General features: G+C 58.8%; 19 protein-coding genes. 5 read left to right on the top strand and 14 right to left on the bottom strand.

From position 1 onward, the window contains the following. Positions 1 to 34: 34 nt before the first annotated feature. From ACR1XU_RS13260 to ACR1XU_RS13270, 3 genes are read right to left on the bottom strand one after another with little or no spacing between them, the layout of a single operon-like run. Positions 35 to 1,216, bottom strand: coding sequence for a carbohydrate porin (locus tag ACR1XU_RS13260; RefSeq protein WP_480904308.1), 1,182 nt, complete (start codon positions 1,214 to 1,216; stop codon positions 35 to 37). Then, complete coding sequence (locus ACR1XU_RS13265; RefSeq protein WP_480812951.1) at positions 1,213 to 1,977, bottom strand: DUF3299 domain-containing protein; 765 nt, start codon at positions 1,975 to 1,977, stop codon at positions 1,213 to 1,215. The genes ACR1XU_RS13260 and ACR1XU_RS13265 overlap by 4 nt, the downstream gene beginning before the upstream one ends. A 26-nt stretch (positions 1,978 to 2,003) precedes the next feature. Continuing rightward, positions 2,004 to 3,416, bottom strand: coding sequence for an amidohydrolase family protein (locus tag ACR1XU_RS13270; RefSeq protein ID WP_480904311.1), 1,413 nt, complete (start codon positions 3,414 to 3,416; stop codon positions 2,004 to 2,006). 127 nt (positions 3,417 to 3,543) lie between these two features. Here ACR1XU_RS13270 and ACR1XU_RS13275 point away from each other — a divergent pair, with 127 nt between their 5' ends. Then, positions 3,544 to 4,551, top strand: a complete 1,008-nt coding sequence (locus tag ACR1XU_RS13275) for a helix-turn-helix domain-containing protein (protein ID WP_480904313.1) — start codon at positions 3,544 to 3,546, stop codon at positions 4,549 to 4,551. A 132-nt stretch (positions 4,552 to 4,683) separates the two neighbouring features. Here the strand turns inward: ACR1XU_RS13275 and ACR1XU_RS13280 are convergent, their stop codons facing one another. The 6 genes from ACR1XU_RS13280 to ACR1XU_RS13305 all read right to left on the bottom strand — a co-directional run bounded on the left by ACR1XU_RS13280 (position 4,684) and on the right by ACR1XU_RS13305 (position 8,377). Next, positions 4,684 to 5,481: a DUF1217 domain-containing protein gene (locus ACR1XU_RS13280; RefSeq protein WP_480904315.1), complete on the bottom strand. Its 798-nt coding sequence runs from the start codon at positions 5,479 to 5,481 to the stop codon at positions 4,684 to 4,686. Further along, positions 5,481 to 5,879 carry a flagellar biosynthesis repressor FlbT gene (gene flbT / locus ACR1XU_RS13285; RefSeq protein ID WP_170614178.1) on the bottom strand — a complete coding sequence of 133 codons (399 nt, stop codon included), beginning with the start codon at positions 5,877 to 5,879 and terminating at the stop codon, positions 5,481 to 5,483. Before flbT ends, ACR1XU_RS13280 begins: the two co-directional genes overlap by 1 nt. Beyond that, positions 5,876 to 6,253, bottom strand: a complete 378-nt coding sequence (flaF, locus tag ACR1XU_RS13290; protein ID WP_480904318.1) for a flagellar biosynthesis regulator FlaF — start codon at positions 6,251 to 6,253, stop codon at positions 5,876 to 5,878. Before flaF ends, flbT begins: the two co-directional genes overlap by 4 nt. Positions 6,254 to 6,330: 77 nt before the next feature. Then, positions 6,331 to 7,542 (bottom strand): flagellin N-terminal helical domain-containing protein, encoded by a 1,212-nt coding sequence (locus tag ACR1XU_RS13295; protein WP_480904321.1) that lies wholly within the window; start codon positions 7,540 to 7,542, stop codon positions 6,331 to 6,333. A gap of 210 nt (positions 7,543 to 7,752) precedes the next feature. Beyond that, a complete protein-coding gene (locus ACR1XU_RS13300) occupies positions 7,753 to 8,112 on the bottom strand; it encodes a flagellar biosynthesis protein FlgN (RefSeq protein ID WP_170679329.1) in 360 nt (119 codons plus the stop codon). Then, the gene (locus ACR1XU_RS13305; protein WP_480713879.1) at positions 8,102 to 8,377 is read right to left on the bottom strand and encodes a rod-binding protein; all 276 of its coding nucleotides are present in this window, start codon (positions 8,375 to 8,377) and stop codon (positions 8,102 to 8,104) included. Before ACR1XU_RS13305 ends, ACR1XU_RS13300 begins: the two co-directional genes overlap by 11 nt. 112 nt (positions 8,378 to 8,489) lie before the next feature. On the opposite strand from ACR1XU_RS13305, the gene ACR1XU_RS13310 reads away from it, so the two are divergent. The 3 genes from ACR1XU_RS13310 to ACR1XU_RS13320 are packed head-to-tail and all read left to right on the top strand — an operon-like array spanning position 8,490 to position 11,304. Beyond that, positions 8,490 to 9,713, top strand: coding sequence for a flagellar hook-length control protein FliK (locus ACR1XU_RS13310; protein WP_480904325.1), 1,224 nt, complete (start codon positions 8,490 to 8,492; stop codon positions 9,711 to 9,713). 3 nt (positions 9,714 to 9,716) lie between these two features. Continuing rightward, complete coding sequence (locus ACR1XU_RS13315; protein ID WP_480904328.1) at positions 9,717 to 10,382, top strand: flagellar hook capping FlgD N-terminal domain-containing protein; 666 nt, start codon at positions 9,717 to 9,719, stop codon at positions 10,380 to 10,382. Then, the gene (locus ACR1XU_RS13320) at positions 10,354 to 11,304 is read left to right on the top strand and encodes a phosphotransferase family protein (RefSeq protein WP_480904331.1); all 951 of its coding nucleotides are present in this window, start codon (positions 10,354 to 10,356) and stop codon (positions 11,302 to 11,304) included. Before ACR1XU_RS13315 ends, ACR1XU_RS13320 begins: the two co-directional genes overlap by 29 nt. A gap of 7 nt (positions 11,305 to 11,311) precedes the next feature. Here the strand turns inward: ACR1XU_RS13320 and ACR1XU_RS13325 are convergent, their stop codons facing one another. The 5 genes from ACR1XU_RS13325 to ACR1XU_RS13345 form a co-directional block, all read right to left on the bottom strand. After that, positions 11,312 to 12,613 (bottom strand): NAD(P)/FAD-dependent oxidoreductase, encoded by a 1,302-nt coding sequence (locus tag ACR1XU_RS13325; protein WP_480904334.1) that lies wholly within the window; start codon positions 12,611 to 12,613, stop codon positions 11,312 to 11,314. Then, positions 12,610 to 13,428: an ABC transporter permease gene (locus ACR1XU_RS13330; RefSeq protein WP_170614186.1), complete on the bottom strand. Its 819-nt coding sequence runs from the start codon at positions 13,426 to 13,428 to the stop codon at positions 12,610 to 12,612. Before ACR1XU_RS13330 ends, ACR1XU_RS13325 begins: the two co-directional genes overlap by 4 nt. Beyond that, positions 13,425 to 14,315, bottom strand: coding sequence for an ABC transporter permease subunit (locus tag ACR1XU_RS13335; RefSeq protein WP_480904337.1), 891 nt, complete (start codon positions 14,313 to 14,315; stop codon positions 13,425 to 13,427). Before ACR1XU_RS13335 ends, ACR1XU_RS13330 begins: the two co-directional genes overlap by 4 nt. Beyond that, positions 14,315 to 15,442, bottom strand: a complete 1,128-nt coding sequence (locus ACR1XU_RS13340; protein WP_170614188.1) for an ABC transporter ATP-binding protein — start codon at positions 15,440 to 15,442, stop codon at positions 14,315 to 14,317. The genes ACR1XU_RS13335 and ACR1XU_RS13340 overlap by 1 nt, the downstream gene beginning before the upstream one ends. Before the next feature lie 70 nt (positions 15,443 to 15,512). Then, a complete protein-coding gene (locus ACR1XU_RS13345) occupies positions 15,513 to 16,598 on the bottom strand; it encodes a polyamine ABC transporter substrate-binding protein (protein ID WP_170679340.1) in 1,086 nt (361 codons plus the stop codon). Between the two features lie 139 nt (positions 16,599 to 16,737). Here ACR1XU_RS13345 and ACR1XU_RS13350 point away from each other — a divergent pair, with 139 nt between their 5' ends. Beyond that, positions 16,738 to 17,421: a GntR family transcriptional regulator gene (locus tag ACR1XU_RS13350; protein WP_170807263.1), complete on the top strand. Its 684-nt coding sequence runs from the start codon at positions 16,738 to 16,740 to the stop codon at positions 17,419 to 17,421. The last annotated feature ends 21 nt before the right edge of the window (positions 17,422 to 17,442 follow it).

The raw sequence follows: 17,442 nt of genomic DNA on the forward strand, positions 1-17,442 counted from the left end.
CTTGTTATTTGTTGTTCAGGACGTCGGGCGAGCCTCAGAAAACGATCCGGGTTCGCAGGCTGAACAATGTGATACTATCCTGATTTGGGTTCAGCAGCGGATTGGAAATGAACTGCACCGATGGCGTGATTTGCAGGCCGGGCGAAATCGAAAAGCGATAAAACGCCTCGACTGTGAACTGGTCTCCGTCGATGCCGCGGGCTTCGGCCCAGTTCAGGCCCAACCCGGCCAGATCGGTGTTTCGGCCATAATATCCCACGCCGGCCGAGACCGACCGCTTGTACAGCGCGGCCGTCCCTTTCGCGGCCCCGGCACGCAGGAACGGCATCCATTTGTTGTCCACAAACCAAGCGGCGGAGAACGCACCGCCATAGTCTTCGGGGCGGCTGCCGTCGTCGGCGGCATCCGCGTGCCAGAGGGTAAGATGGACATTGTCAAAATAGATGCGGTCGAAGCCGGATGTGTAACCAAGTTCGAGCGATTTGAAGAGATTGCCATCGCTGAAAACATCAAAATCCGGGTCGGACGGGTCGGCATTGGCATCGGCGACACTGGCGACCAAATAAAGGTTGCTGTTGAGCTTGAGGCCCCCGGCAATACCAAGCCCAGGATTGGGGGCATTGATGGTTGGATTGGTGTTGAATGCCAGGTTCTGAAACCCGCTATAGGGGCTGACCAGACCGTAGATATCAACGAAGTCGGTCACATCGATCTGACCAATCTGTAATGTCCACGCCCCGTCGTCGGCCCTTTGCGTCCAGAACAGATTGGTCAACAGCAGCCCGGTGTCGTTGAAAGCCGTCCCGGTGATCGACAGGGCGCCGCCGTCCAGTCCAAGCAACTGCGGCGCAACATCCGTATAGCTGTGCCGGTGCTCGATCTTGAATGTCAGAGAGCCACGCTCGGTCGCTTGCCAGTTTCCGTAAAAGCGCGCGATGCCGCTGGCCGCCTCGCCGGTTCCCAAGTCTGCATTCGAGGTTTGGCCCAACGCCAGATAATCCAGGTTGAACCGAACCCCGTTCTCGGCCAGCCGATCTTTCCAATTGAACCAACCCGGCGCGATGTTGCGCGGAAAATCCGAACGGTATTGCGGGTCGGTCAGCCCGTCCCCGGGTTCAAGATCGGCCTCAACAGATGAAGGTCCTGACAGCCCCTGCGCATTGGCTACAGCAGCGGTCGCGATGACAAAAACGGCGGCAATCAGGTGCCTTATCATTCGGAAATCCTTGCCCCTCCGGTCTTGCGGTCACCCGCCGCGCGGAGACGATCTGCTGCCTGCTTTTTCCACTCCAGCCTGTCTGCCTCTGTTTCCAAAGTTTCAACGCTGTCCGTCTCCAACTGGAACGTTGCGCGCATGGGCACAAGTCCATCGACAACCATCAGTTCCTGATCCGAAGGATCAATTGTCAGCTTTCCAGTCAGTCGCACAGGTTCATGAACATAGCTGGGCGTCCAATCGCCGTTCAGCCGCACCCGGATCATCTGGTTGGGCACAGGTGGGGGCATGTGGCTGCACATTCCGCGTTCCGGCACCAAATAGGCCACGGGCTGGCCGTCCGGGTCGCTGGGTGCGGGAATAGCAAAACCCGCCAGCGTAATTGTCTGACCGTCGAATTGCGGGTTACCGGCAGTCCCCGCCTTTCTTCGGCGTTCAGTCACGACTTCCCGCTGATCCAGCAGCCAGTCGACATCCACACCACCGGCCAGCAAGGCATCCTCGGTCTCGGTCAGAAGCTCTTGCCAGTTCTGCCTTTCTTCGGCGCTGCCTTTGTCCTGCTGCAGCCTGCCGCGCAACCGCACAACAAACAGAACGTCGTCGAATTGTTCGGGGCTGAGGTCCCGGTACGGGTCCTCGAATTCCTGCACGGACGGGTCGGGCAAATCAGCCCAGTCCAGCGCTGTGCCTGACATCGCCACCGCAGATTGAGCGCACCAGGACATGGCTGCGACGACAGCGAGGAAAAACCAGTGACGCATTAAGAACCTCCGGGTGATTTCTGCGGTCAATCCAGCGTGTTTTTGTAAATTACACCGTCTTTCATGATCACGCGAATGGTTTCCGGGCTGTCGGGCCTGGGATCAGCACCGAACCACTGATCCCCGGTACCAACCACCGAGAATTCCTCGAGCGGGTTGCCATCGATCAGCAGAATGTCGGCATAGGCGCCTTCTTCGATCACGCCCAGCTTGCCGGCGGTATACGGGTTCATGAAATCGCCCGACAGCGCCACAACCTCGCCACCGGTCGAGGTCAGCGTCACCAATGACGTGTAGGGACCGAAGAATTCGTTATTGAGGTGCTTCTCGTAGGCGATCTGGATGTTGCACGCTTCGACCGAGCCGACACAATCTGTCTGGAACCCGCGCTTGACCGGGCATTTTTTCATGTTGTCGATGTAGCCGGCGAAAGTGGCCGAGGCCGATTTCGCCTTGGCAAGGCTGGAGGGCACATTGGCAACCGCCGGAATATCCAGCAGGCCGGGATCGAAGGCTGTCAGGTTCGTGGTGATGTAGGCCCCTTTCTCGTTCATGACCTGGGCAATTTCGCAGTCAAACGAGAAGCCATGTTCTATCGACATCACACCTGCGTCGAGCGCACCCAGGATCGCTTCCTTACGATAGGAATGCGCCATGACGTAGCTGCCATACTCAGTTGCCACCTGCACTGCGGCTTTGATCTCTTCAGGGGATCCCGCCAGCAATTGCCAGGGGTCGAATGCCGAAACCACACCGCCGGACTGCATGAATTTCAGTTGCGTCGCACCCATGCGAAAATTGTTGCGCGCGAATTTGTAGACGTCGTCAACTCCGCTGACCTCCTGCGCCAGGTTCAGGCGGCTCATGTTGGTTTCCGAACCCGGCGGCGCGGTGAAATTGGCAAAGTCGGCGTGGCCACCCCGGGTTCCGATGAACGCACCGGACGGATAGTAACGGGGGCCCTCGATTTGACCCGAGTCGATTGCCCTGCGAAGTCCTCCATTGGCCCCGCCCGCATCCCTGACAGTGGTGAAGCCCTGCATCAGGTACATCTCGGCCATCCGGGCGCCGTGAATGGCGAAGTCTTCCCACGTCGTGTTGGCCTCCATCGCCGGAAGCGTTGGGCCCATCAGCATGAGATGTGCATGCAGTTCAATAAAGCCGGGGGTCAATGTCCGTCCTCCGCCATCGATAACGGTGGCATCCGGTGCCTCGATCGCATCGGTCGAAACGGATTTAATGAGGTTTCCCTCGACCAGAACGCTGGCATTCTCGATGCGCTGCTCATTCACACCGTCGAAGACATGGACATTGGTAAACAGCGTCTGGGGCGCTTTTTCGTCTTGCGCCTGTGCGGCCAGAGAAGAGGAAAACGTTACCGTGACAACGGCCGCTGAAAGAAGGAAGTTTTGTAAGCCGGACATGAGAAACCTCGTCATATTCAGATCCTTTTAGACTAGCCCGAAAGGGCTTGGACCGGTTGCCACTTTTTCAGTAGGATGTTCGAATGTGGCAAGAAAAGTGGCTACTCGCCTAAACTTGCCGCTTGAGCCGAAGGGGACGATCGTGCCTGTCAATTCTACCGCAGGGGACCATAGCGAGGGCTTTATTCGGTTGGCATTGGCCGCGCCGTTTCTACGGTACCTCACCGACCGCAGGATCGACCCGCGGCCGGCCCTGGATCAGGTGGGCCTCAAGGCCGAATTGTTGTCCGATCCATCCGTCTATGTGCATTCCGAGCTGGTTTTCGGACTTCTGAATGCGTTTTCGGAATTGGCGGGCGATCGGTATCTCGGGCTTCATGTCGGCGAAACCTTCGATCTGCAAGGCTGGCCGCCTTTTGCGCAGGCGCAGCAATCCTCAAAGACGCTTTTCGAGTTTTTCGCCCATTTCGTGCGGCTCGTGCCGCAGGAATCCAGCTCGGTTCGGCACAGGCTAATCGTGGATGCGGACAAAGCGACCTATCGGGTCGAGCGGCAACAAGAGCCCGCGGTTCCGCCGATCCAAGTCACCGGTTTCGGCGCCGCAATCTATGTGAGGCTTCTGCAAACCGTTGTTGGCAACTCGTGGGATCCAACTGTCGTGCGATGGGAAAGCCGATACATCAATGGCTTGCCGATCGCCTACAAAGGGATCGAGGTTGGTCTTGGGGCCGACCCCGGAATGCAGCTGAGTTTTCCCGTCGATTGGTTGTTTTTGCACCATGTTTCAGGGGGTTCTGTCGCCCCCAAAGTCTCGGCGCGACAAGAGGAAGAAGTGACCGTGGTGGCCGCATTGCGATCCGTCTTGCGCGACAAACTGGATGAAACGGATTTGGGACCAGAGGTGGTGGCCGGGTTGCTTGGCATACAGCCGGATCGGTTTCTGAAGGCACTTCAGCAACAAAGCACAACGCTGCCGCGCGAAATCAAACGACTGCGCATCGATGTAGCAAAGGAACACCTGAAGGACGACAAAAAGACAATCGCAGAGATTGGTCTGATGCTGGGTTACTCGGACAAGTCCCATTTCACGCGGTTTTTTCGAAGCCAGACTGGAGTGACACCAACCAAATTCCGGCTTGGATCTGGCTGAAGCGCAAAAGTCCGGACAGGCGGTTCGCGGCCTTTCACAGGCATGTCCGTCAAAAGTCGACAAGAATTCGTAACACATTCTCTCAGAAGGCATCTTAGGGTTGTGGGGTCTCTAGTTCTGCTCGCTATCCCGTCAGAAACCGCCTCCCAACAGGACCAAAGCTGTTTGCGCCGGAGAAATTGAACTTTGTATTTGTGCGATTTGACTGCGGGCCAGATACCTGTCGGTCAAAAGGCCAACGGCTTCCGGATCTGAGAATTGAGACAGGTCGTCAGAACCGGTCAGGTGGGACAACTTGTCTTTGAAAACCTCAAGCTGTTTGTCGATATCAAGCTGTGCGAAACTTGCTGGCAGGCCCAGCGCCGTTTCCATCATCTTGCGCAGGGGCGGCAGGCTCATCAGATCAAACCACTTGGTGTCCGCGCTTCCGCCGCTTGCCGCCAGATCGGCCAGCGCGTGCTGCGCATAAAGCGAGATTCGCAACGTTTCGTCGCTTTCGCCCACCGCAATCTCGAACCGGGACACCACGTTGTTGCGTGCTATTTCTTCCATGTTCGCGATTAGGCCGGTTTTTCTGATTTCTCCTGGCCCCAGGCCAAAGGCTTCGGAGAACGCGCGATACCTTTTGTCGGACAAGCGATTGGACAGCGCATCATCGGCCTGGGTGCCGTCTGACAGGATCTTCTGAATGAAAAACCGATTGTTCAGGTCGTTCTCCAGCCCAAACGCCCCCAGCGCAACCTGTAACAGGCGGCGGTCAGACACCAGATCTTCTGCCGCTTTCACTTTGCCGATGTTGTCCAGAAAGTACCGGGCCTCGCGGTCATTGACGTTGGACGTGCCGAAGCTTTGCAACTGCGCGTCATTGGTACGCTGCAGGAAGCGCCAACCGACCAGTCCGCCCGATGGTATGACCGGCTGAAAGCTCATCACTGATACGCCATCAGCCGCGCTTCCCGCGGCAGCAGAGATCTGAGCGCTTTCAGGCATTTATAGTGCTGTCCGGCGACTAGGGCCTGCGTTGCCTCGGCCAGAACCCGTCGGCTGTCGGCGTCGGTGAACACCTGGCTCAACTCCTCGACCCGGCGCAGCAATTGTTGGCGGGCCTGATCCGGATCCATATCTCCGGACAAAACAAGCTGAGCCGCGTAGCACACCCGTCGGACAGGTGTATTGACCTCGTCCGGATGAATGGCGTCCCGCAACCGCAATACATTTGCCTCCGGCGTCATGATCGAGAACCGGCTGCGCCGGTCTCCGTTTTCGATCACCACCCCGTTGATCAGCACCCGTTCCTTTGGGGCAAGCTTCAGAACCAGCCCGCTCATCTTGGGTCTCCGTTTTGGCGAAGACCGCGCAGGACGGCCATGTTGATCTCAAGCAAAGGGTCCACCATTGCGTCGCTGCTTAGCACTTTGCTGCTGTGCTGTTCCGTGAACTCGGCCAGATAGAATATCCGGGCGCGCAGTTCGTTGGGCAACGCGTTCTCGGAGTCTGAAACACCGCTGGCAAGCACCGACCACAACCGCCGGTTTTCGTGCAGCGCATGAACAAACCCGCCATAATCCGCATTTCGGCGCGCGGATGCGGCCTTCAGCCTGTGAGTGATCTTGGAAATCGCCTCGTATTCCATGTCGCGCGGCGTCCGTGTCGGCGCAACGGTTTGAGCATAAGCGCGTTGGGCTAGAGTGAGAGGGGTCACATGAAATCCTTCCAGCAGGTCGTCTTCAGGCTGTCATTGCCGGGGCGGATCGCGCCCGCCCCGACAAGGTTTGGATATTACCGGAACAGCGACAGGATCGACTGCGGTGCCTGGTTGGCGATCGAAAGCGACTGGGTGGCCAACTGCTGCTGTACCTGTAGCGCCTGCAGGCGCGCCGAGGTCTCTTCCATGTCGGCGTCGACCAGCGAGCCGATCCCCGATTTGAACGAGTCCGCAAGGTTCGAAATGAACGATTTTTGGGTTTCTATTCGACCCTGCGATGAGCCAAATGCCGCAGATGCGTCAATCGAAGTGTCGATCAGCGATTCGACCGCTGCCAGAGCCGCGGTCGCTCCTGCTCCGGTGGAGACATCGATCCCCGCCAGCGCGCCCAGGCCGCCGGATCCGGCGTTCACGTACTGGGCCGAGAACGAGATATCCTCGCCGGTGCCATTGGTCACGGACAGTGTCCCCGCCGTGCCTGAATCGTAATCGACGGTCAGGCCGGTAATGCCCAATTCCTCAATCTTTGCTTTCAGACCTACGGCGACCAGATCGCCGGTAGTGGTTGCAGCGGCATCCGCTGCCGACACCGTGTAGGATACAATCTGATCGTCAATCGCGACGACAACCTTGTCACCGGCGGCGAAGGCACCGCTGGATTCATCCGTCACCAGGGCGGTGGCGGACGTGGCGCCATTGTCAATTGTGGCCCCCACGCGGTCGTTGCCGGTCGACGCGCCGGTCGAGCCATCGAACACCTGCGCCGCCACATAGCCGCCCGTCGAAAGGTTCTGGCCTGCAACCGTGATGGACGACGCCGTTACCGCACCGGTATTGTCGCGATCCAGAGAGGCCAGGATTGACGCCGACCCGGCAGAGCCGTCCACCAGATTCAGGCCGTTGAACTGGGCCGCGCTGACCACGGACGCGATCTGGTCCTTCAATGCGGTCACGTCGTCATTGATCTTGCTGCGATCAACGTTGTCTTCCTGCGCCGCAACGATCTTGGCCTTCATTTGGATCAGCAGACCCGTCACCGTCTCGGACGCATTGCGCGCCACGGCGACCGTCGATTCACCCAGTGCGAGGCTGTCCTTGATGGCGTTGAACCCTTTGACGTCCGACTCCATCACCTTGGAAATCGCCCAGACGGCAGAGTTGTCCTTGGCAGTCGCAACGTCTTTGCCTGTCGAGATCGCGTTCTGGGTCTGTGCTAGGTTCTTGTTGACCGACTTCAAGGTTTGCAGCGCCACCATTGCGCCGTTGTTTGTCAGAATACTGGACATGTCATTCATCCTTCTCCGTTCGGGCATTTCGGGCCCATGCTGTCCCGCCAAATTGGGCGGGCTTTGATGTCTTTCTGACGGATGCGATGCGCCGTTTGGTCGTTCGCGCCACCTGCTGTTTCCAGATGCAGGCTCACTATTGGTGCCGATCCCCTAACGGAGTGCTAAAGCGAAATGCCGCTAAAATTCCGATTTGAATCAAACCTGCGGCTATGCCCGTTTTTCCAGCTTTGCACTGCGCCGAACGGAAAAGCCGCTGCGTTGCCCGTCTGCCCCATAGGTGCTGAACTCCTGCTGAACACGGCGCAGCTCGGCGATGCGGTCAGCCACCGACCGGATACCTTCGGCCGCGCTTTTCAGCAGATCCTGATTCCGCGAAACCTTGCCTTGAACCCGCATCAGTTCATCCCGGCGAAAAACCTGCAGGTCATTGATCGCGTTAATCAGTTTTTCCTTCTCGGGCTCCAGATAAGCCACACGATCCAGATCACCTTCGGTGAGCGCGATGCGCTCAAGCTCCAGGATGCTTTCCAGTGACTTCAGCAGGTCAGCGTTTCGTTCAGTCGGCATCGGTGTTCTCCATCATGGCTTTCAACAGGATCTCGGACAGGCCCACACCGCCCGACAGGGCCAGTTGCTTTGCCTGATGCTGGACCAGAAAGGTCGAAAACTGATCTTCTCCTGCGCCGCCACCAAAGGTCTTGCGCGTATCGCCCAACCCGGCTGATTTCAGCATCTCGGCCAGAAACGTGGCCTCGAGCTCGATCGCGGCGGCCTGCAACCTGGTCAGAGGTGAAGACGGCTGAGGTGAGGCGGAAGGGGCGGCGATCTTCATGGCTTTCTCCGAAAATTGGATCGAACTTTCCTGATCAAAGGGGAAAGCGGTTAAAATAAACGTAACTTCCGCAAGGCATGTTTCCGGATACGCAAACGGAGCCCGGAGCAAAATGCCCAACCCGATTCTGATGTCCGCCCCGTCAAAACCTGTGCCCGCTAAAGCGGACGCGAACCCGCACCCGCGTGGTGACGTCAAAAAGGAGGCGACCTTCCAGGACATTCTGGCAGGGGAGATCGACACAACCGAGACCGTGGTTGATCCCGAAGCCCCTGAGGTGACGGACGCGGTGCCAGAGCTCAAAAAACAATTGCCGATGGAACAGGCCGAACCGCAAGCGACGCCGGAACAGCCCGCTCGCCCGGCACCTTCGGATGTGCTGGCGGCCGACGCTCCAGAAGTTGGTGGGGGACCGGATGACTGGACGGGGATTTCCGTGCCGCCGGACGGGGGGACAGACTTCAACGCATCACTAGAACCTCGGGCGGAAACCGCTCAGGCTTTGAGTCACCCCGTGCAGAGGGTGGAAATGGCTGATCAGGTCGGGCGCAAACCGTCATACTCTCCCATGCCCGCAAACCCTGAAGCTGCGCCGATCCAAGCGGCTATGTCTTCCCTGATAGACAAGCACGTGGTGGTGACTGCCACTACCGGGTCTGAACCGAAACAGCAGGGGGTCAGTGCCAACCTTGCGGAGATACCTCTGGGGGATAGTTCGGTCGCTTCAGAATTCAGGCCCGCACCCGCCCGTACCAACGGCGCGGCAGCTGCACCGGGCTTTGCTCAGATGCAATTGCTCGCGTCAGCCAAATCGGATTCCAAGACCGAGCAGTCAGCGGTTCAGGAACTCGACATCTCACAATCGCCGGGTGACACCCGTTCACCTGTCGCGACGCGCGAAACATCACTTATGAGCAGTCCACCGCCCACGCCCCGCGCAGATATCGCGCGTGCCATCGCAGGACAGATGGCCGCCGTCATCTCGTCAAGGCCCGGCACCGGAGCCGTTGAGGTCGCCCTGAACCCAGAAGAGTTGGGACGGGTCTCGATTGTGTTGAACGGACGCGAGGACGGGTTGCACATGAGCATCACCGCTGAGCGTCCGGAAACGCTGGACCTGATGCGCCGGCATATCTCGATTCTGGAAAGCGAGTTTCAGAAACTCGGTTTTGGGGGGCTGTCCTTCGAGTTCGGCACATCCCCCGATACCGGACATGGCGGGTCGGACGCCCATCGCCCTGCAAGCGCGGACACCGGTTTGGCCGAGGCCGACCAGATCCTTGACCCGTCCGTTCCAAAAACAGGCCCTTCAAGGGGCATCGACATAAGGCTTTGACGCATGATCACACCGGCCCAATCCGTCACGCAGTCTACGACTCAGCGGCCTACCGCGGTAAAATCCCGGGCATCTGCCCTGACATCGGATTTTGAAACCTTCCTTTTGATGTTGACAGCACAGGCCCGCAATCAGGATCCTTTGGAACCCCTGGATTCGTCCGAATACGCATCCCAGCTGGCGCAGTTTTCAATGGTTGAGCAACAGGTCCAGACCAATGATTTGCTGACCAGCCTTGCCATGGCGATGACGGGAGCCAATCCCGAGCAACTTGCCAACTGGATCGGAATGGACGTCCGGTCTGCTTCGGCGTTTCAGTTTGATGGCCAGCCTGTCACCCTGTTTGTCGAACCGGAGCCGGCTGCAGACCAAACCGTGCTGGTCATCCAAAATGCCGAAGGCGCTGTTCTGGAGCGGAAAACCCTGCCCGTCACCGAAACCGAACTGGACTGGGCCGGTGTGGATCCGTCCGACAATCCTCTGCCGCCGGGCAGCTATTCCGCTACACTGGAAAGCTACAAAAGCGGCGAGTTGATATCGCGCAAGCTGGCCTCGGCCTACACGCGCGTTGTCGAGGCTCAGGTCGCGGAAGGAACGGTTCTTTTGATTCTGGAAAGCGGTGCGGCGGTTCCCGCCGGCGATGTCACCGGTATCCGAACCGGCGCTTGATCTGCCGGGCCGTACAGGCCAAAGGTTGGCAAAGCCCGACTCGTTATTAATCCCGGTAAAGCCCCTGTCCCGTCCGCTTCTTCCTCCGACCGACCTTGTCGATCACCTCTGCCGTCAGAAGCTGATCGCGACCGATGCACAGTTTGAGACGCTTTATGGCGGTCGCACCAATCAGGTGTGGAAGGTGCTGGGCGAGGAGTACGACAGGGTGCTCAAACTATACCGCACGGCACTGCGAAACCCCCTGTTCCGCAATGACGCGGGTCTGGAAGCTGGTTGTCTGCAAGCGCTGGCGCATACCGGGTTCGTACCGCGCCTGCGTGGTTCGGGGCTGTACGGAACGGATCGATGGGTTTTTTATGACCACGCCCCCGGATCGCCCTGGCAATCCGGGCCGGAAGAGGTCGCGTCGCTGCTGAACAGGCTGCATTCCCTGCCTCCGGCGGTCGAGGCCCCGGATGGTTGCAACGGCAGCGCCGATCTGGCCCGTCATGGCCAGCAAATCCTTGAAGCCTGCACGTCCGCAGACCGGTCCCGGCTTGAGGGTTTGAAGCCGGTCGGGCAAGTCGCTGCTTTGCCCCATCGCTGCCTGATCCACGGGGACCCGGTTCCGGGCAATATCCTTGTTGCATCATCGGGCTTGACCCTGATCGACTGGCAATGCCCGGCTTTGGGGGATCCGTGCGAAGACCTTGCCCTGTTTCTGTCGCCCGCAATGCAGGTTCTGTATCGCGGAGCAGCTTTGACGCGGGATGAAGAAGACCGGTTCCTGTCAGCCTACCAAAACGCAGCGGTTACGGATCGGTACCGGAGCCTGCGCCGCTGGTACACGTGGCGCATGGCGGCCTATTGCCTGTGGCGCAAGGAAAATGGCGCACCGGATTACGCAAAAGGGTTCGAACTGGAACTGGCCGCGCTTTGATCCGTGCTCAGAGATCGTCCAGCGCGAGCAGCGCATAGGCGGGGGGCATCAGGGCACGCCGCCAGGGCCCTAGTGGGAAACGACGCGGCAAGCGGGTCATTGGCGGCGGAAGATCGTCAGGCTGTCCCAGGACAAGCCGGGCCAAGGCGCGGCCGCTATAGGTCCCCATGGCGACCCCGTTGCCATGGTAGGCAAAGCCGGCGAACATCCCGGTCTGCCCGGGAACAGCCCCGGCAAATGGAACCAGATCGCGGGCCAGGCACACCATTCCGGACCATGTGTGCGTTACGTCCACTCCGGCCCAGCCCGGGAACATTCGCCTGAAATCCTGTTTCACTTTCCGGCGAATGGCCGCCTCGGCGCGGGCCGAGGACAGCAACCCGCCGCGCATTCCGAACAAAAACCGCCGGTCGGGCATCAGCCGGAAATAGTGCAACAGGTTCCGGCTATCGTATGACATCTGATCCGTGGTCCAGCCCTGCGCCTGCAATTCGGCTTCGGACATGGGCCGGGTGACAAGAACCGTCGACTGGGCGGGCATGTACCGGCCCGCCATCCAAGGCGGGATATTTTCACTGGAATAGCCGTTGGTGCAGATCAGCACGTTATCCGCACGCAAGTTGCCGTTCGGTGTCTTGAGTTCGAAGCCGCCGCGGGTCTTTTCTATGCTTGAAACCGGACTGGACTGAAAGAACTGTGCACCGGACGATCCGGCGGCTGCTGCCAGACCGAACAGGTATTTCCGGGGATTCAGGGCAAAACCAACCGGAGTTGTGTAACCGCCGTAAAACGGACCGCCGAACCCCAAGTGCAACAATTCTTCCCGCTCGTGCAAGACACCGGACGCGTCCGCCTTTTTGCGCAGTGCATCCATCGCGCGTTTTGAATGGGCAAGTTGTGTCTCACCGCCCGAATGGGTATCGGCATCAATGCCGTGGGCCGAGAGCAGGTCGGCAACAAGCGCCACGGCGTCCTGTTCGGCCTGTTCATAACGCTTGGCTGCGGATTCCCCGAAACGGCGGGCCAATCCGGTGTGGCTCAGTTTCGATCCCCCCAGACAGCAGAACCCGCCATTGCGCCCCGAGGCGCCCCAACCGGGCGTTGCCGCTTCGAGCACGGCGACCGAAACTCCATTCCGGGCCAGGTGCAAGGCGGCGGAAACGCCTGTGAAGCCGCCCCCAATGATGGCGACGTCAACCTGCGACCCGCCAGGAAACGTGGGCCAGTCCGGTGCTGCGATGGTTTCGTCCCACCAGCACCCCTGCCGGGGGGCGGGGCCGTAGGTATAATCAGGAAACAGGCGCTTCATTCAGTGCGCGCCGCCGCCGTCTCGTCCTGACGTTGCCGTACCATGGCCCGCTTTGTCACCAGTGACGCGGTGATTACCCCGACCGTCACCGCCGCAATCATGAGCGTGGACAGCGCATTGATCTCAGGGCTGACGCCCAGCCTGACGGCCGAGAATATCTTGATCGGCAAGGTCGTGGCCGACGGCCCCGAGGTGAAGGATGCAATCACCAGATCGTCCAGTGACAGGGTGAAAGCCAGCAGCCAGCCGGAGATCACCGCAGGCGCGATGATCGGCAACGTGACCAGCCGGAACGCCTGCGCCGGAGAGCAGCCCAGATCAAGCGCCGCTTCTTCCAGAGACTGATCGAACGTCACCAGCCGCGAGGAGACCACGACCGAAACGAAGCACATCGAAAAGGTTGTGTGGGCCAGAACGATGGTCAGGATGCCCCGGTCCAGACCGATGCCGATGAACAGCAGCAGCAGGGACAGGCCGGTAATCACTTCGGGCATGACCAGCGGCGCGTAGATCATGCCGGAAAACAGCGTACGGCCAAAGAACCGCCCGCCGCGCACCAGCACATAAGCCGCCGCCGTGCCCAGAATGGTGGCCAGCGTTGATGAGAATACCGCAACCCGGATCGTGACCCAGGCCGCGTCCAGAAACGCTTCGTTCTGGACCAGTTCCCCATACCATTTGGTCGAGAACCCGGCCCAGACCGTGACCAGTTTGCTTTCGTTGAAGCTGAAGATGATCAGGATGATCATCGGGATGTAAAGGAAAGCGAAGCCCAGTGTCAGGGAAACCGCGTTGAACCAGCTTAGCCTGTTCATTTCTCGGCCTCCGTCTGTTTCTGCTGATTGCGCTGGAACAGCACGATCGGAATGATCAGGATCAGCAGCAGAACCACCGCCACGGCGCTTGCCACAGGCCAGTCGCGGTTCGAGAAGAACTCTTCCCACAACACCTTGCCGATCATCAGCGTTCCGGATCCGCCCAGAAGCGACGGGATCACGAACTCACCAATCACGGGGATCATCACAAGGAAGCATCCGGCGATGATGCCGGGCCGCGACAGTGGGATTGTCACCAGCCAGAACGCCTGTAGACGCGAGCACCCCAGATCTTCGGCGGCTTCGATCAGCGATCCGTCCATCCGTTCCAGCGCCGAATAGACCGGCAGGATCATGAAGGGCAGATAGGTATAGACGATGCCGATATAGACCGCCGTGTTAGTGTTCAGGATGGTCAGCGGGGCCGAAATGATCCCGGTCCACAGCAGAAACTGGTTCAGATAGCCTTCGTTGCTCAGGATGCCCATCCAGGCGTAGACCCGGATCAGGAACGAGGTCCAGAACGGCAGGATCACCAGCATCATCAGCGTCGGGCGCCATTCCTCGGGCGCGCGGGCCATGCCGTAGGCAATTGGGTAGCCCACGATCAGCGTCAGAATAGTCGAGATTAGGGCGATTTTGACGCTGGACAGGTAAGCCTTCCAGTAAAGGTCATCCTCGGTCAGCCAGACGAAATTCTCCAGATCCAGTTCACTGAAGAAGGCCTTGATGCCGGCCCACCCTTCGGACAGGTCCAGCGTCGGCGTATAGGGCGGGATGGCAAGGGCCGTGTCCGACAGCGAAATCTTCAGGACAATGAAGAATGGCACCATGAACAGCGCCAGCAGCCAGACATAGGGAAGTGCGATCAGCAGGGCCCGGCGCATCAGCGATCCAGCAGAACCGCGGCGGTCGCTGTCCAGGACAGCCAGACCGGGTCTTCCCATGTGAAGGATCGGCGCGAGATGCGGCGCGTATTGGCCGTTTGCGCCTTGATGATCGTGCCGTTCGGCAGTTCCACGTGATAGGTGGACAGATTGCCCAGATAGGCAATGTCATGCACCTTGCCCTGCACCGCGTTGATCGCGTCGGCGGGGCGTTCGGCCGAAATTGTCACTTTTTCGGGGCGGATCGCCAGATGACAGGTCTGACCGTTTGAAAATCCGCTTCTTGACTGTGCCGTCAGCGGTGCCTGCCCTTCGGCCCAGTCGATCTTGTACGTCTCTTCGCCATTTGCGGTCGCCCGGCCCTCGATGATGTTCACATCCCCGATGAAGTCCGCCACGTAGACCGAGTTTGGCGTCTCGTATATCCGGTCTGGGGTGGCCACCTGCTTGAGCTGCCCCTGATCCATGACGGCGACGCGGCTGGCGACGGTCATGGCCTCTTCCTGGTCGTGTGTTACGATCACGAAAGTTGTGCCCGTCTTTTCCTGAATATCCATCAGTTCGAACTGCGTGTCCTGCCGCAGTTTCTTGTCCAGCGCGCCCAGCGGCTCGTCCAGCAGCAACAGTTTGGGCGCTTTTGCCAGCGAGCGTGCAAGCGCGACCCGCTGTCGCTGACCACCCGAGATCTGATGCGGCTTGCGGCGGGCAAACTGCTCCAGCCGGGTCAGACGCAACATTTCTTCGACCCGGTTTTCTAGATCACGCTTTGGCATGTTGTCCCGACGCAGGCCAAAGGCGATGTTGTCCCAGATGCTCAGGTGAGGAAACAGGGCATAGGACTGGAACATCATGTTTACCGCCCTTTTGTTGGGCGGGATCGGATCGATGTCCTGACCGCCAAGCATGATGTGCCCTTCGGTTGGGGTTTCGAACCCCGCCAGCATCCGCATCATGGTGGTCTTGCCACATCCGGACGGCCCGAGCAGAGCAAAGAACTCCTTCTCGAAGATATCCAGAGACAGATTGTCGATGGCGGTAAAGGCCCCAAAACGTTTGGTTACGTTCTGAAACTGGATCAGCGGTTTCGCCTGTGGGTCATCCCATGGCGCAAAGACGTCAGAAGTCACTGTGGCCCCCGTGTTGCCGGACTGGAAACAGGCGCAGGGCAGCCAAGGCCGCCCTGCGCCGATAAATCGGTCAGGTGCCCGATTTGATCTTGGTCCAAAGACGAGTCACAACCCGCTGGGTCTTCGACGGATAGGGTGTCGTGATGTACAGGTTCTGCATGGTCGCCTCATCCGGATAGATCGCCGGATCACCGATCACGTCTTCCTCGAGGAACTCCTGCGACGCCTTGTTGCCGTTGGCGTAGTAGACATAGTTCGAGGCGGCGGCCATGTTGTTGGCATCCAGAATGAAGTTCAGGAACTTGTGCGCGCCTTCCGGGTTCGGAGCATCCGCCGGAACCGCCATCTGGTCGAACCACATCAGTGAACCTTCGGCAAACGGGTGGTATTCGATTTCCACACCGTTTTCGGCCTCGGCCGCGCGGTCCCGCGCCTGCAGGATGTCGCCGGACCACCCAACGGCCACACAGATGTCACCGTTTGCCAGCGCGTTGATGTACTCGGAGCTGTGGAATTTCTGAATATACGGACGTACACCCATCAGAACTTCCTCGGTCTTGCCGATTACATCCTTGTCGTGGCTGTCCGGGTCCTCACCGATATACTGCAGCGCCATCGGGATGATTTCGGCAGGTGCATCCAGGAAGTGCACGCCGCATGAGGCCAGCTTCTCCATGTTCTCCGGCTTGAGAACCAGATCCATGCTGTTCAGGGCAACGTCCTCGCCCAGCACTTCTTTGACCTTGCCGACATTCACGCCGATACCTGTGGTGCCCCACATATAGTTGATCGAATAGGCATTGTCCGGGTCATACCCTGCGGTACGGTTCTGAATGACATCCCAAAGGTTGCCCGCGTTGGACAGCTTTGAAGTATCCAGCTTCTGGAACGCACCGGCCTGGATTTGACGTTGAAGGAATGTGCCGGATGGCACCACCACGTCATAGCCCGAGCCGCCCGCCAACATTTTGGTTTCCAGAACCTCGTTGCTGTCGAACACGTCGTAGATCAGGGTCAGGCCCGTTTCTTCCTCGAACTTATTCAGCAGTTCTTCGTCGATATAGTCTGACCAGTTGTAAACACGCACCTCTTCGGCAAATGCTGCCGAAGTCCCCAGTGCGACCACCGCCGTCAGTGTCAGCGTTTTGATGTTCATTTTCTTCTCCCTGCTTATTCACGCGTATTTTCACTTTTTTTGAGATTTGATCAAGTTTTGTATTTTCTTGCAAGACAGACTAAGGTTCACCCCGAACCAAAAGCTGCTGGTTCAGGTCCAGACAAACAGGGTGAAGCAATTGGATTTGATCAAAAATAAACCATCTGGAACTTCGGCGGACAATGAAAAAAGCCCGGCACATGCGCAGGTTTACCACAGGCTGAAGTCGCAGATCCTGTTCGGTGAGCTGGTCCCCGGTCAACCCGTGACGATCCAGGGTCTGACCGAATCTCTCGGTGTCGGCATGACCCCGGTGCGTGAGGCAATCCGTCGGTTGATTTCGGACGGTGCGCTGGTGTTTCAGGGCAACCGCCGTGTCAGTGTGCCTCTCTTGTCGAACGAGGATGTCGAGCAGGTGATATTTGCCAGAATATCAATAGAATCAGAGCTTTCCCGCCGTGCTGCCGCGCGTATAGAACCTGTGGAGATTGATCGACTGGAGGAGATCGACCAGCGACTGGACCGCACCATCGCGGATGGTGACGTAAGTGGTTACCTGCGTCTGAACCATGAATTTCACGAGACGCTTTATTCCCATGCAGACGCCCCGATTCTCAGCGATCTGGCCGAGCGTCTGTGGTTGCGATTCGGTCCGTCCCTGCGGGTTGTCTGCGGTCGGTTTGGCACACAGAGCCTGCCCGACCGGCACAAAGACATTATTGGCGCGCTTCGCCGTGGGGATGCGGAAAGTGCCGGAAAGGCGGCCGCGCAGGACATCGAGCAAGGCATGGCACTGATGGCTGACACGCTGACTGACGCATAATGTGAAGTGATTCGATTGACA

The organism is Ruegeria sp. D1(2025) (assembly GCF_056536425.1).

Bases quoted from the DNA above. Each gene is read 5' to 3' on its own strand.
- ACR1XU_RS13270 (WP_480904311.1), bottom strand. From the start codon at position 3,416: ATGACGAGGTTTCTCATGTCCGGCTTACAAAACTTCCTTCTTTCAGCG.
- ACR1XU_RS13335 (WP_480904337.1), bottom strand. From the start codon at position 14,315: ATGCGCCGGGCCCTGCTGATCGCACTTCCCTATGTCTGGCTGCTGGCG.
- ACR1XU_RS13320 (WP_480904331.1), top strand. From the start codon at position 10,354: ATGTCACCGGTATCCGAACCGGCGCTTGATCTGCCGGGCCGTACAGGC.
- ACR1XU_RS13315 (WP_480904328.1), top strand. From the start codon at position 9,717: ATGATCACACCGGCCCAATCCGTCACGCAGTCTACGACTCAGCGGCCT.
- ACR1XU_RS13280 (WP_480904315.1), bottom strand. From the start codon at position 5,481: ATGAGCTTTCAGCCGGTCATACCATCGGGCGGACTGGTCGGTTGGCGC.
- ACR1XU_RS13305 (WP_480713879.1), bottom strand. From the start codon at position 8,377: ATGAAGATCGCCGCCCCTTCCGCCTCACCTCAGCCGTCTTCACCTCTG.
- ACR1XU_RS13265 (WP_480812951.1), bottom strand. From the start codon at position 1,977: ATGCGTCACTGGTTTTTCCTCGCTGTCGTCGCAGCCATGTCCTGGTGC.
- ACR1XU_RS13260 (WP_480904308.1), bottom strand. From the start codon at position 1,216: ATGATAAGGCACCTGATTGCCGCCGTTTTTGTCATCGCGACCGCTGCT.
- ACR1XU_RS13325 (WP_480904334.1), bottom strand. From the start codon at position 12,613: ATGAAGCGCCTGTTTCCTGATTATACCTACGGCCCCGCCCCCCGGCAG.
- flbT (WP_170614178.1), bottom strand. From the start codon at position 5,879: ATGAGCGGGCTGGTTCTGAAGCTTGCCCCAAAGGAACGGGTGCTGATC.
- ACR1XU_RS13345 (WP_170679340.1), bottom strand. From the start codon at position 16,598: ATGAACATCAAAACGCTGACACTGACGGCGGTGGTCGCACTGGGGACT.
- ACR1XU_RS13330 (WP_170614186.1), bottom strand. From the start codon at position 13,428: ATGAACAGGCTAAGCTGGTTCAACGCGGTTTCCCTGACACTGGGCTTC.
- ACR1XU_RS13310 (WP_480904325.1), top strand. From the start codon at position 8,490: ATGCCCAACCCGATTCTGATGTCCGCCCCGTCAAAACCTGTGCCCGCT.
- ACR1XU_RS13300 (WP_170679329.1), bottom strand. From the start codon at position 8,112: ATGCCGACTGAACGAAACGCTGACCTGCTGAAGTCACTGGAAAGCATC.
- ACR1XU_RS13295 (WP_480904321.1), bottom strand. From the start codon at position 7,542: ATGTCCAGTATTCTGACAAACAACGGCGCAATGGTGGCGCTGCAAACC.